Source organism: Streptomyces flaveolus, assembly GCF_014648815.1.
GTDB lineage: Bacteria > Actinomycetota > Actinomycetes > Streptomycetales > Streptomycetaceae > Streptomyces > Streptomyces flaveolus.
Genome location: NZ_BMRV01000009.1, coordinates 232,743 through 246,018 on the forward strand (window position 1 = coordinate 232,743; position 13,276 = coordinate 246,018).

Sequence of the window (13,276 nt, forward strand, 5' to 3'; positions counted from 1 at the left end):
GGTTCAGGACGTGTAGTCCCAGGCCGCGCACATCGCGCGCAGCGGTGCGGGGATCCGCTCCGTCTCGGGCAGCGGGCGGCCCGGCTGTACCGTGCCGGTGCGGATGCTGTCGCGCCAGTCGCCGAGGCCCCTGACCAGTTCGGCGTCGCTCTTCTCGCCGTAGTGCAGCATGGCCGGTTCGTAGTCGAGGCCGAGGAACGCGCACAGGCGGCGCATCTCCCGTTCGGGGGCCGTGGTGATGTCCTCGTAGCGCACGGTGAAGCCGGCGGCGTCGGCGGTGCGGGCCTCCTCGACGGCCGTCAGGTAGGGCAGCACGTCCCTGACGGCCCTGTCGTAGGGCCGCTTGACGGGGTCGCTCTCGTGCCAGGAGCGGGCGACCGACTCCGGGTGGCGCAGCAGGAACACGAACCGGGCGTCGGGCCAGCAGTCCTTCAGGCGCTGGTGCATGTAGACGTTGGCCGGCGTCTTCTCCACGACGAAGTCCTTGCCCGACCGGGCCAGTTCCCGGTGCAGGACGCGGTCCCACAGCAGGTGCTCCAGATCGCCGCGCTCCAGGCCGAGGGCGCCCATCGCCCGCTGGGAGAACCAGTTGGTGCAGGTCACCTCCATCCGCCCGAGGTGCAGCTCGTGCGGGGCGTGCAGTCGCGGGTGGGCGCCCAGCATCATGCGCAGCAGGGTCGAGCCGGAGCGGATGGACGAGATGATGAAGACCGGTTGCCGCAACAGCCGCTCGGTCGACAGTTCCTCGCCCGACGGACATCGGTAGGGGGCCGCCCCGCGCTTCGCGGGCTCCGGTGCGGGCTTCGACGCCGTGGGCCGGGGAGCTCTCCGCACCTGGAGGCCGGTGGTGACGGCGAGGGCCCGGTTCAAGCTACGCGTGAGACTCATGGGTCGGGACGCTAGGCAGGAAACCTGAGAAGAGGGTCGGAGAGGGCTGAGGGTTCCCTTATCGCGGATGAATGTGCTGTGGATCTCACCGTCGGCTCAGGCCGGCTCCTGGGCCGCGAAGTCGGCTCCGGCGTCCCGGAGCCGCTCGTGCAACGCCCGGAACACGGCCGCCGAGCGGGTGCCGGGCCAGTCGGCGGGCAGCAGCCGGGCCGGCAGGCCCGGATCGGCGTAGGGGAGGTGGCGCCAGGAGTCCAGCGCCAGGAGATAGTCCCGGTACGCCTCCTCGGGCGGGGTGTCAGGGCGGCGCTCCCAGCTGTGCAGCACGCGCGCGTGGCGGTCGAGGAACGCCTCGTGCGCCGTGGCGATAGCGTCCAGGTCCCACCACCGCGCCACCGCCTCGGAGGTCGCGGAGAAGCCCAGGTGCTCCCCGCGGAAGAAGTCCACGTAGGCGTCCAGGCCCAGGCGGCCCAGCGTGTGCCGGGACTCCTCGTAGAGCCGGGCCGGGGCGATCCACACGCCGGGGGCGGCGGTGCCGAAGCCCAGCGCGGCCAGCCGGGAGCGCAGCACATGCCGCTTCTGCCGCTCCGACTCGGGCACCGAGAACACGGCGAGCACCCAGCCCTCGTCGGCATAGGGCGCGGTGGCGTAGATGCGCCGGTCCCCGTCCTCCAGCAACTGGCGGGCTCCGTCGGACAGTTCGTACCCGGCCGCGCCGCGCGCCGTCCGGGCGGGCAGCAGCAGCCCCCGCCGCTTCAGCCGGGACACCGACGAACGGACGGACGGCGCGTCCACCCCCACCGCGGCCAGCAGCCGGATCAGCTCGGCGACGGGTACCGGACCCGGCGCGAAACGGCCGTACGCGCCGTAGAGCGTGACGATCAGGGACCTCGGGGTGTGCTGCGGGTGCTGGTCGGACACGTTGATCATCTTAGGTTGTCGGCATCAGCCCTGGTCGCCCCGGGTGTCGGGGGAGGTCAGGAGCCTGTATCGCTGGAGTTTGCCGGTCGCCGTGCGCGGCAGCGCGTCCCGGAAGTGGATCTCACGCGGGCACTTGTACGGCGCCAGCTCGGACTTGAGGTACGCGCGCAGGGCCTCGGCGTCCCGCTCGGCGCCGTCCTTGAGCACCGCGTGGGCGACCACGACCTGCCCGCGTGCCGCGTCGGGCCGGCCCACCACCGCCGCCTCCACCACGTCCGGATGCCGCAGCAGCGCGTCCTCCACCTCCGGCCCGGCGATGTTGTACCCGGCGGAGATGATCATGTCGTCGGCGCGTGCCACGTAACGGAAGTACCCGTCGGGCTCGCGGACGTAGGTGTCCCCGGTGATGTTCCAGCCGTCGCGGACGTACTCCCGCTGCCGCGGGTCGGCGAGGTACCGGCAGCCGACCGGCCCGCGCACCGCCAGCAGTCCGGGCTCCCCGTCCGGCACGGGCACGCCGTTCCCGTCCTGCACGCGCGCGTGCCACCCCGGCACCGGGACGCCCGTGGTGCCGGGCCGGGCGGCGTCGTCGGCCGCCGAGACGAAGATGTGCAGCAGCTCGGTGGCGCCGATGCCGTTGATGATGCGCAGGCCGGTGCGTTCGTGCCAGGCGTGCCAGGTGGCCGCCGGCAGGTTCTCGCCCGCCGAGACGCAGCGCCGCAGGCACGTCACGTCGTACGCGTCCAGCTGGTCCAGCATCGCCCGGTAGGCCGTCGGCGCGGTGAACAGCACCGAGACCCGGTGTTCGGCGATCGCGGGCAACAACTGCCCCGGGCCCGCCTGTTCGAGCAGCAGCGCGCTGGCCCCGGCCCGCATCGGGAAGATGACCAGCCCGCCGAGCCCGAAGGTGAACCCGAGCGGCGGGCTGCCCGCGAAGAGGTCGTCCGCGCGTGGCCGCAGGACGTGCCGGGAGAAGGTGTCGGCGATCGCGAGCACGTCGCGGTGGAAGTGCATGCACCCCTTGGGGCGTCCGGTGGTGCCCGAGGTGAAGGCGATCAGCGCCACGTCGTCGGCGGCGGTCGCCACCGCCGGGAACGGCGCGGCCGGTGCGGTGCCGGCCTCCGCGCGGGTCAGCAGGTCGTCGGGCGCGTCCCCGCCGTACGTCGCGATCCGCAGCCCCGAGACCTCCGCCTTCGCGAGGTCGTCGACGGCGCGGACGTCGCACAGGGCGTGCCGCACGCGGGCCATCTCGCAGATGGTGCTCAGCTCGTGCGGGCGCTGCTGCGCCAGCACGGTGACGGCCACCGCGCCCGCCTTCAGCACCGCCAGCCAGCAGGCGGCCAGCCACGGGGTGGTGGGGCCGCGCAGCAGCACCCGGTTGCCGGGCACGACCCCCAGGTCGCCGGTGAGCAGGTGCGCGAGCCGGTCGACGCGGGCCCGCAGCTGTCCGTAGGTCCAGGCGTCGCCGGACGCGGTGCGGAAGACCGGGCGGTCGTCGGGCGGGCCGGTGAGCAGCTCGGCGGCGCAGTTCAGACGGGCCGGGTAGTGCAGCTCCGGCAGATCGAAGCGCAGCTCGGGCCACTGGTCGGGGGGCGGCAGATGCTCGCGCGTGAAGGTGTCGACGTGGGCCGAGCGGTGCGGTCCGGCGCGGTGCGGATCCGCGCGGTGGGGATCTGCGGTGTGCGGATCTGCCATGGCGGTTCGCCCCCTTTGTCGTGGTGGGCTCGCGCAACGAGCGTATCGTGTTGGTGACGACAGTCAACGGTGCGCGATAACCTCGGGAGTGGCACGGCGGGCAGGGGAGCAGGGGAAGGGACCGGCGATGACCGCATTCTCGCTCGAACCGGAACAACTCGCCTGGTGCGAGCGGCTGCGCACCCTGGCCGCGGAACGGCTGCGCCCCTTGGCCGACAAGGGCGACCCGGGTCACGTCAACCGTCCCCTCGTCGCCGAACTCGGCGCCCTCGGCCTGCTGCCCCGCCTGTTCACCTCCGGCGCGCTCGACCTGTGCCTGATGCGCGAGTCCCTCGCCTACGCCTGCACGGAGGCCGAGACCGCGCTCGCCCTCCAGGGGCTCGGCGCCCATCCGGTGCACGCCCACGGCACCGAGGCCCAGCGTGCCCGCTGGCTCCCCCGGGTGAGCGACGGCACCGCGGTGGCCGCCTTCGCCCTCAGCGAGCCCACGGCGGGCTCGGACGCTGCGGCCCTGACGTTGAGGGCGGAGCCGACGAGGGTGCGGGACGCGGCGGACGGGACGGGGACCGTCGCGGTGCCGGGCGCCTCCGTGCCGGCCGGCGGCGGCCCGCGCAGGGGCGTGCGGCCGGACGGCACCGGCACCGCCGCCGCCCTGGTCGCGGAGGGCGACGGCCGTTCCGCCTGGCGGCTCACGGGGGAGAAGTGCTGGATCTCCAACGCCCCCGAGGCCGACTTCTACACCGTCTTCGCCCGCACCACCCCCGGCGCCGGCGCCCGCGGCGTCACCGCCTTCCTCGTGCCGGCCGACCGTCCCGGCCTCGGCGGCACCCCCCTCGACATGCTCTCGCCGCACCCCATCGGCGCCCTGGCCTTCGACGCCGTGCCCGTCACCGCCGACGACGTGCTCGGCGAACCCGACCGCGGCTTCCGCGTCGCCATGGGCACCCTCAACCTGTTCCGTCCCAGCGTCGGCGCCTTCGCCGTCGGCATGGCCCGCGCGGCCCTGGACGCCACCCTGGCCCACACCGGCGCCCGTGACGCCTTCGGGGGCAAACTCCGCGACCTCCAGACCGTCTCCCACCAGGTCGCCGAGATGGCCCTGCGCACCGAGGCGGCCCGCCTCATGGTGTACGCGGCGGCGACGGCGTACGACGAGAACGCGCCGGACGTGCCGCGGCGTGCCGCGATGGCCAAGCTCCTCGCCACCGAGACCGCCCAGTACGTCGTCGACAAGGCCGTCCAACTGCACGGCGCCCGCGCCCTGCAACGCGGCCACCTCCTCGAACACCTCTACCGCGAGGTCCGCGCGCCCCGCGTCTACGAGGGCGCGAGCGAGGTGCAGCGCGACATCATCGCCAAGGAGCTGTACCGCGCACAGGACACGACCCGGGAGGCCGGCGCATGACCGCCGAACGCGTGAACCCGCCCGGCCTCTCCCCGGCCACCGGCTTCTCCCACGCCGTCGTGGCCACCGGCACCCGCGTCGTCTTCCTGGCCGGCCAGACCGCGCTGGACACCGCCGGGAAGATCACCGGCGACACCCTCCCCGAACAGTTCGAGAAAGCCCTCACCAACCTCCTCACCGCCCTGCGCGCCGCCGGCGGCACCCCCGCAGACCTCGCCCGCGTCACCGTCTACGCCACCGACGTCGCCGACTACCGCCACCACGCCGCCGGCCTCGGCCGCACCTGGCGCCGCCTCGCCGGCCGCGACTACCCGGCGATGGCGGTGGTGGAGGTCGTCCGCCTGTGGGACGAACGGGCCCTGGTGGAACTGGACGGATTCGCCGTACTGCCGTAAGTCCCGCGCCCGCCCTAGAGTTCGGGTATGCCGGACATCGAACTGAGCGCGGGAACCCTCGAGTACGAGGACACGGGCGGCGAGGGACCGGTCGTCGTCCTCCTCCACGGCCTGGTCCACGACGCCACCGTCTGGCGCGAGGTCATCGCCGGTCTGCGTGCCGACCACCGGGTGATCGCACCGACCCTGCCCTACGGCTCCCACCGCCGGCCCCTGTCCCGGCCGCCCACCCCGGACCTCGTCAACGAGCTGATAGCCGAGTTCCTCGACCGCCTCGACCTGACCGACGTCACCCTGGTCGAGAGCGACTGCGGCCGCGCCCAGACGGTGGCGGCCCGGCACCCCGAGCGCCTCGCCCGGCTGGTGCTGATCTCGTGCGAGGCCTTCGACAACTACCCGCCGGGACTGCCCGGCAAGCTGATCGGCCTTGCCTGCCGCGTGCCCGGCGGCGTGCCCCTGCTGGTCCGCACGCTGGGTCTGAGAATCCTGCGTCGCCTGCCCGTCGGGATCGGCGCGCTCACCAAGCGTCCCGTGCCGGACGCGATCGTCGACGGCTGGCTGCGTCCCCTGCGCACCGACCCGGCGATCCGCCGCGACTTCCGGCACTACAACACCCACGTCCGGCGCGGCGAACTGCTGGAGGCCGCCCAGGGGTTGCGGCGCTTCGACCGGCCCGCGCTCGTCGTCTGGGCTCTCGAAGACCTCATGATGCCCCGCGACCACGGCCGCCGCCTCGCCGAACTGCTCCCGCAGGGAAGGCTGGTGGAGATCGAGGACACGCGCACGCTCATCGCCGAGGACCAGCCGGAACTGCTCACCTCCCTGCTGCGGGAGTTCGTCGCCGGCAAGCTCTGAGGGCGACGCCCGGGACGGTCAGGCCGCCGTCGCCAGTCGGTCGGCGGGCACCCGGTGCGGCGCGACGGCACGGCCGTCGGGCAGCAGCTCGCCGGTGTCGTCGAAGACGATGCCGCCGTCGCACAGCAGGTTCCACCCCTGCTCGGGATGGGCGGCGACGACGTGCGCGGCGGCGGAGTCGGCTGCGGGGCAGGAAGGCCGGTGGGAACACATGGCGCACCTCCACGTCGTGAGGGCCGCCCCGTCGGTGGAACCGCCCGTACACCGACCGTGCGCCCCGCCGGCGGCCGTCGCCAAGGGGCTGCGGCGAAGCGTGACAACACCCGGACAACACGGCGACGGTTCCACGACGGCCGACGCGGACTCGCCACCGAAGGGGTGAGGGTCACTCGCTTCGGGTTGCCCGCCCGGTACGAGTGGAATCCCTCATTCCGACCGACCGGGAGGTCCCCCATGTCCGTACGCCCCGCCGCCCTCGCCGCGGCCGCCGGCGCCGCACTGCTCCTGCTGGCCGCCCCCACGGCGACCGCGACGGCCGCACCCGCCGCGCCCGCCAAGGCCGACACCGCCGAAACGGTGACCGTCGACCCCACCGGCCGCATCGCGGCGGACGGCACCATCACCCTGTCCGGAACCTACCGCTGCGCCGCCGGCACCGGTCCGGTGTACGTCACCTCCTCCGTGAGCCAGTCCGACGAGTCCGTCACGTACGGCATCGGAGGCTCCCGAGCGGTGTGCGACGGCCGCCTGCACCACTGGTCCAACACCGGTACGACCGCGCGGGTCCTGCGGTCCGGCGCGGCCCACGTCGAGGCCACCCTGATGGAGATGCGGCCGTTCGGCATCGTGCTGCTGCCGCACTTCCACGCCAAGCACGAGCGGGACGTCAAGCTCGTCCAGGACCGAGACCGCGACTGATCCGGCCAGGAGCCGCCGCCCGACTCCGCTACCGCCCGTGGTGGGCGAAGGAGGCCCACACCTCCAGCTCGTCCGGCGGACGCCGGGCCTGGTCGCCCAGCAGGTCCTCGTACCCGGCCAGTTCGGGCGGCAGGATGCGGTCCGGCGCCAGCATCCACAGCTGGGCGGCACGCAGGGCGTCCCGCGGCGGCACTCCCCGCCCGAGGTGGTGGTGGAGCAGCAGCATCAGCAAGGTGGTCCGCGGATCGTCGGTGATCGCCCAGCGGGAGCCGATGACCGCGGTCGCCCCCGCCCCGAGGAAGGCCGTGGCCAGGGTGAGCACCTCGTCGTGGTCGTCGACCGTCAGGTCGCTGGTGCAGTTGGCCAGGACGACCGTGCCGCCCGGCACCCCCGGGTCCCGCTGCGCCGCGCCCGCCAGGATGTCCGCCACGGACACCCGGTGCGTCGCGTCCAGCTTCAGCACCGAGTCCGCCGGTGACGGACCGGCCTCCGCGTGGCAGTTGACGTGCAGCAGCGCGGTCGGCACGGCGCTGTGCCCAGGCAGGTACGGGACGAGCGACGCCGGTACGGGCGGCAGCGGCGCGGCCCCGGCCGCACACCCGTCCGGAGGGGCCTCCCGGCCCATGCCGCCGATCACGGTGACCTCCGGGTGGCGGGACGCGACCAGCGCCGCCTCCCGGTGCATCGTCCGCGACCCGTCCGGCGCGACGACCACGGCCACCCGGCCCTCGCCCACCTCCGCCCGCGTGCGGTCCGCGACCTCGACGAGCTGCCGGGCACTCGCGCAGGAGGAGAGGACGGCGCGCTCGCACGCGTACACCGGTCCCTTCCGGCCGGGCGGAAGGCCCTCGGCGGACGGCACGAGGCAGCGGGCCGCGTGCCAGGGCACGATGCCCAGCGCGCCCACCGGCGCGAGGACCAGCCTCGCCGTCCGGTCCGGCCACCACCCGTCCGCCGCGGCCAGCAGCGGGTCCATCACGGTCTCGCCCGCCCAGGAGCAGAGCCCGTCCAGCGCCAGGTGCCACTCCTGCTCCAGCCGCAGCAGCGTGCGCCGGTACTTCTCGTGCATCACCCGTGGATGCCGGGGCGCCGGCCGGGCCTCTTCCCGGTTGGCGTCCTGGAACGCCCGCAGCGAGCGCGCGTACACGTCGAGCGGCCCCTGCCCGAGTGCCGTCAGCCCCGGTAGCGGCAGCGCGTGGACGTCGCCCGCCGAGGTGACGGCGACCGCGTGACCCGGTGCCCGGCCCTCGCCCGGCACGAGATACACCAGCGCGTCGCTGTCCAGCCGCCGCAGGGCTTCCGCCACGCGGGCCGGGCCGGGCGCGGCGAGCAGCCGCTTCTCGGCGGCACCGCCCGCGAACGCCTCCAGCACCAGGCGCCGCAGCCCGTCGGGCACGGCGTCCTCACGGTCGCCGGCAGCGGCCTCCCAGCGGTCGGCGAGGCCGGGGTGACCGGCGTCGCGCAGCAGCTCGGGGACCGTGACGGCCACCGTCGCGGCGTTCAGCACCAGGCCGCGGCCCAGTTCCAGCGCCTCGAAGGCCGCGCCGGGCAGCCCGTCGGCGAGGCTCCACCGCACCAGCCGCAGCATGTCGTCCGCCACGGCACGGGCCGCCTCCAGGCCGTGCCCCGCCCCGGACTGCAACAGGACGGACCGGCCGTGCGCCGACAGCGCGGACCGGGCCGTCTCGCGCGAGGCGCGACGGTGCTCGCGGTCGTCCGGTCCGTGCACCCGGTGGGCCAGGGCCAGCGCCCGGATCAGCACCACGGCGAACGGGTCGCCCGGCGTCGCGTTCAGCACCAGCCGCGCCTCCCGCAGCGCCGCCACCGCGTCCCGCAGGTCGTCCGCCCGGGCGGTCCGCCGGTGCCGCGTCAGCAACAGGACGCCCAGCCCGTACAGGCAGCGGCTGCGGGAGCCGTGGAACTCGTGCGCGCTCTCCTCGGCCGCCTGCCGCAGCAGCGCCACGGCCTCGTCGAGCTTGCGGAGCCCTCCGGCGTCCGGTCCCTCACCGGTTCGGGCGTCCGGTCCGCACAGCGTCGCCGCGGTCCGCAGCAGGATCGCCGGCCGGTGCGGGCTGCTCGCCGGGCAGCTCGCGGCGATGCGCAGCAGCTCGTCGACGGCCGCCCGCTCCGCGTCGGGGTCCTGGCCGGCGCGCGCCTGCCGCAGGGCGTGCCAGGCCAGTTCCGTCCGGACGGCGGGCAGCCGCGGGTGGTCGGGCGGCAGGTCCCGGCACGCCGTGCCGAGGTCCTCCAGGGCGCCGGCCGCCGAGACCTCCGCGTCCCGGCGGCGCGCCCCGGCGAGCAGCAGCCGCGCGGTCCCCAGGCCGGCGAGCAGCTCCGCCCGGAACGGTGCCCACGGCCCGTCTCCGAGCGGACGGAACACCCGCGCCGGGACCCGCGGATCACCGGCCGAGGCCAGCAGCGCGGCCAGGGGCGGGTGGACGGTGCGCTGCGAGGCGCGGGGCAGCAGCGCCTCGTACACCTGGACGGCGGCGTCGAGATCGCCGCGGTCGCCCAGCAGCAGATGCCGGTCCAGGAGCAGCCGGGCCAGGAACTCCGCACACCGGTCCGCCTGCGCGGAGCGCTCCGCGGGGGAGCGGGGGGCCGTCGCCCCTGCCGGCGGGGCGGCGGGGTCTGCGGACAGCGGGCCGCCGGCGTCCGGTGCGCACCTGTCGTCCAGCGCCGTGCGGGCCCGTCGGACCAGGGCGACGGCGGTGGTCAGGTCGTGCTCGTCGCGTTCCCGCAGCCACCGGTGGTAGTGCAGCAGGGCGCGAGCCGCGGCCTGTACCGGCCCGTCGGCCGGGGACGCGCCGCCCAGCAGCTCGGCGACCCGTCCGGCCGGCAGGGCGAACGGGTCGGGGGACCCGTCCCCGAGCAGGACGGTCGCCGCGGGATCGAGCACGGGCGGGGACTCGACGGCCCACTCCCCGGCGGGCCGTGCCCGGGCACGGGGAACGCTGTCGGGGACGGTCCCCGTGGTCCCCGTCCACACCCACGCGGGCTCCTTTCCGGTGGCACCGATGCGTGCCGAACCGGCGTGGGCAGTGCCCCGCCCGGCGGTGCCGGGGCGGTGGTGAGCCGGCCGGACCGGCCCCGTACCGGTGGCTGGTCCGGCCCCTCCCCTCCCGGTGAGGCCCTCGAAGAGCGTCCGGATCAGGTCCCGGGCGTCGCCCGCCGCCTCCTCCAGCAGAGCGCGGCTCAGCGGGCCGCGCATCGGCGACCCGTACGGCAGCAGGTCGAGGGCCCCTCGCAGGTCCCGTCCGGTCGCCGCCCGCTCCTCCCGGGTGACCGGCCCCGCCTGCGCGGCCCGCAGCCCGAGCACGCCCGCGAAGGCCAGCATCACCGCCCGCAGCCCCTGTGCCTGCGGTTCGACCCGGACGGCGGCCGTGCGCAGCCGTCGTGCCCAGGCCAGGGAGTCGGCCGCGGACGGCAGTTCGCCCGGTGACCGCAGGACGTCCACCGTCATGCCGACGAGCACGAACACCGGCTCCTTCTCCAGGGTCTCCGGATCCAGCATCGAGGCCAGCAGCTGAAGGTCGTCCTCGACCTGGGCGAAACCGCTCACGTCCGGCATCCCCGGACCACCGGGCTCGTCGCGCGCCCGGGCGAACGGCTCGGTGTACCAGACCTGGTACATCAGACAGCCGAGGAACGCCCCGTGCAGGTCGTCGTCCCGCAGCGCACTGCGCGCGGGCAGCCGTTCCATGGCCACCCGCAGATACCGCAGCGCCTCCCGCAGCAGCGGGCGCCGCGCCACGGGCAGTCCGCAGGCGAAGTCCAGCAGCAACGCCGTGCCCAGGAGGACGCAGGCGCCCAGCCGCAGTTCGTCGTCGTGCGGGTAGAGGCCGGCGCCGGTCCGCAGCAGGTCCGCCGCCTCCCGGAGGTCGGCCACCGCCTTCGGCGCGATGCGTTCGACGGCCAGCGCGGGATCGGACCGGCCGGTGCCGACGGCGACGTTGCTCAGCTCGTAGGAGTGGGGCTGCGCCCGGTCGACGGCACGCTCGGTGAGGGTGATGCCCGCCTTGAGCACCATCTCGGCCCGGTCCGTGTCGTCCGGTCCGATCACGGCGGTCAGCTGCCGGACGCGGGCGACGAGCCGGTCGATGCCGTCGTCGTCGAGCACCCGGTCGGACAGGTCCAGCCACCGCAGGTTGACGATCGCGGTCAGGCAGGCGAGGAACTCCTCGTCCGGCCACCCCGCTTCCGTGCGGGCGACGCTTCCGGGGTCCGCGGCGGCGCCCCAGCGGCCGGACAGCATCTCCTCGAGCAGGACGACCGCCTCGGCCCGGTCCGCGGCCGGGACGGGATCCCCGGGGCGCTGTGCGGCGCGGTTCTCCTCGGACCGCTCGGCGAGCACCAGGCCCAGCCGCCGTTGTGTGTCGAGGAAGGCATCCCGGCCCAGCGCGGGATGGGCGAGCGCCCGACGGAACCACGCGGCGGCAGTGCCCTGGGCGTACGCCGAGGAGGAGAGGCCGAGCAGGAAGTCGCCGATCTCGCAGCCCAGTTCCGCGGCATCGGCGCCGTCGGGACCGTCGTCGGCCAGGTGCGGGCGCAGCATCTCCAGCAGCCGCACGACCTCGGGCACGAGGCCGTCCGGGTCCGGACCGGTGCCGCTGTCGACCCGGTCGCCCAGCTCCAGGTAGGACAGGAGGGCGAGGTCGAAGGCCACGGCCGGCCGCAGCGCGGGGTCGAGGTCGTCCGCGCCGAGCGCCGTGCGCAGGTGACCGACGGCGGCCCGCCGGTCCGCCAGCCGCTCGGGGGTGTCGTGCTCCGGTCCGCGGCAGCGGCCCGACAGGACCAGGCCCAGGACGGCACGGCAGCGGGTGGGGTCGGGGACCAGCCGGCTGTCCGGCCCCTCCAGTGCGGAGCCGAGCAGTTCGACGACCCGGTCGGCGTCGGCCGCCCGCGCCTCGCCGGGCTCGCTCCGGTAGCAGCGGTCCGCCAGGTCGAAGGCCAGATCGCAGACCATGTCGGTGAGTTCGGCCCGGAGTGCCTCCCCGGGGGACCCGGGTCCGGCCTCGGCGTGGCCCACTGCCTCGGCGGCGGTCAGCGTACGCAGCGCGTCGAGCCGGTCGATCACGGTGTCGAGGCTGCGCGGCGTCTGCTCGTACGCGTACCGCAACCGCGCCGCCCAGACGGCCGACTCGAGCAGCGACCGCTGTTCCCCGCTGTCCGCCGGGCACGCGAGCAGCGCGGCCAGCCGCCGCTCCGCCTCGTCCAGCTCCCCCGGGACCGGACCGGGCGCGTCCCCGGCGGCCCGCAGGACCTCCTCGGCCCGGTCGAGGAGGCCGGCGCAGCGCAGCGCCTCGGCCTCGCGCCCCGTCCCGACGATCTTTCCGACGTCGTTCAGTGCCTGGGCGTATTCCTGGGAACGATCTTTGAAACCCTTGTCGTCTGCGCGCACGAAATCCCCCTGACCGTGTCGCGGAAAAAGGCCGGGCCGAACTTCTCGTTCCCGTACCGGAATTGCCAAACCGGATCGTAACTCACTAGCGTACGTTCGCATCCGGATCGCGGGAGGGGCGTATGGAAGAGTACGAACAACAACTCATCGCGGAACTGGTGGCGGAACCGGAAACCGTACGCGAAAAGCTGCGTCCGGACGACCGGGAGAAACTCGACGTCCTGCTCGACCTCCTCGCCGAGGGCGGCGACGAACACCGGGCCAGGGGGATCACCCGGCTCGTCGCCGACCATCTGCGCCGGGCGCTGCCCGACGACGGGCGCTCGGCGGCCGACCGCCGCCTCAGCGCCGCGACGCTTGCGGACCGGCCGCCGCACGAGGCCCTGCTGGCCCACTTCTCCCTCGGCGACACCGGCGCGGACGCGGCCGCGCGGTCGGCGCGAGTGCCGGACGGGCCCCTGCTCTCGGCCCGCGACCGGATCATGGAGGAACCCGTGCTCACCGCCGAGGAGCTGCGGGACGTCTTCGGCGTCGAACCCGAGGAGCCCGAGCTGATCAGGCTCCGCCCGAGCGAGGGCGTGGAGGTGCTGCCCGCCTTCCAGTTCGACGGCGAGGGACGGTCGCGCCCGCTGGTGCTCGCCGTCAACGGCCTCCTCGGCGCGGCCGGCGACCCCTGGGGCGTGGCCGACTGGTGGCTCGGCCCCAACCTGTGGCTGGACGCCGTACCGGCCACGCTGCTCGGCGCGGGCCTGGACGATCAACTACTGGCCGCGGCACGCGCGGTGGGGGAGGACGACTGAC

The 13,276-nt window shown here is 75.0% G+C and carries 10 protein-coding genes; 5 read left to right on the top strand and 5 right to left on the bottom strand.

Annotated features, from left to right (window positions below):
• Positions 1 to 3 precede the first annotated feature (3 nt).
• The 3 genes from IEZ05_RS22080 to IEZ05_RS22090 all read right to left on the bottom strand — a co-directional run bounded on the left by IEZ05_RS22080 (position 4) and on the right by IEZ05_RS22090 (position 3,501).
• Complete coding sequence (locus IEZ05_RS22080) at positions 4 to 888, bottom strand: sulfotransferase family protein (protein WP_189231928.1); 885 nt, start codon at positions 886 to 888, stop codon at positions 4 to 6.
• Positions 889 to 984: 96 nt separating this feature from the next.
• The gene (locus tag IEZ05_RS22085) at positions 985 to 1,815 is read right to left on the bottom strand and encodes a PaaX family transcriptional regulator (protein ID WP_189231929.1); all 831 of its coding nucleotides are present in this window, start codon (positions 1,813 to 1,815) and stop codon (positions 985 to 987) included.
• Positions 1,816 to 1,830: 15 nt separating this feature from the next.
• A complete protein-coding gene (locus IEZ05_RS22090; protein ID WP_373298826.1) occupies positions 1,831 to 3,501 on the bottom strand; it encodes an AMP-binding protein in 1,671 nt (556 codons plus the stop codon).
• A gap of 127 nt (positions 3,502 to 3,628) precedes the next feature.
• Between IEZ05_RS22090 and IEZ05_RS22095 the strand changes: the two genes are divergently transcribed.
• The 3 genes from IEZ05_RS22095 to IEZ05_RS22105 are packed head-to-tail and all read left to right on the top strand — an operon-like array spanning position 3,629 to position 6,156.
• Positions 3,629 to 4,906, top strand: coding sequence for an acyl-CoA dehydrogenase family protein (locus IEZ05_RS22095; RefSeq protein ID WP_189231930.1), 1,278 nt, complete (start codon positions 3,629 to 3,631; stop codon positions 4,904 to 4,906).
• Entirely contained in the window at positions 4,903 to 5,301 is a 399-nt protein-coding gene (locus IEZ05_RS22100; protein ID WP_189231931.1) for a RidA family protein, read from the top strand. Before IEZ05_RS22095 ends, IEZ05_RS22100 begins: the two co-directional genes overlap by 4 nt.
• Before the next feature lie 27 nt (positions 5,302 to 5,328).
• Positions 5,329 to 6,156, top strand: a complete 828-nt coding sequence (locus IEZ05_RS22105; RefSeq protein ID WP_189231932.1) for an alpha/beta fold hydrolase — start codon at positions 5,329 to 5,331, stop codon at positions 6,154 to 6,156.
• 18 nt (positions 6,157 to 6,174) lie between these two features.
• Here the strand turns inward: IEZ05_RS22105 and IEZ05_RS22110 are convergent, their stop codons facing one another.
• Positions 6,175 to 6,369 carry a DUF5999 family protein gene (locus tag IEZ05_RS22110; RefSeq protein WP_189231933.1) on the bottom strand — a complete coding sequence of 65 codons (195 nt, stop codon included), beginning with the start codon at positions 6,367 to 6,369 and terminating at the stop codon, positions 6,175 to 6,177.
• 240 nt (positions 6,370 to 6,609) lie between these two features.
• Here IEZ05_RS22110 and IEZ05_RS22115 point away from each other — a divergent pair, with 240 nt between their 5' ends.
• Entirely contained in the window at positions 6,610 to 7,074 is a 465-nt protein-coding gene (locus tag IEZ05_RS22115; protein ID WP_189231934.1) for a DUF6299 family protein, read from the top strand.
• A 28-nt stretch (positions 7,075 to 7,102) separates the two neighbouring features.
• Here IEZ05_RS22115 and IEZ05_RS22120 read toward each other — a convergent pair whose 3' ends face one another.
• Positions 7,103 to 12,475: a CHAT domain-containing protein gene (locus tag IEZ05_RS22120; RefSeq protein ID WP_229869802.1), complete on the bottom strand. Its 5,373-nt coding sequence runs from the start codon at positions 12,473 to 12,475 to the stop codon at positions 7,103 to 7,105.
• A 122-nt stretch (positions 12,476 to 12,597) separates the two neighbouring features.
• On the opposite strand from IEZ05_RS22120, the gene IEZ05_RS22125 reads away from it, so the two are divergent.
• Positions 12,598 to 13,275: a DUF3168 domain-containing protein gene (locus IEZ05_RS22125; RefSeq protein ID WP_189231936.1), complete on the top strand. Its 678-nt coding sequence runs from the start codon at positions 12,598 to 12,600 to the stop codon at positions 13,273 to 13,275.
• The last annotated feature ends 1 nt before the right edge of the window (position 13,276 follow it).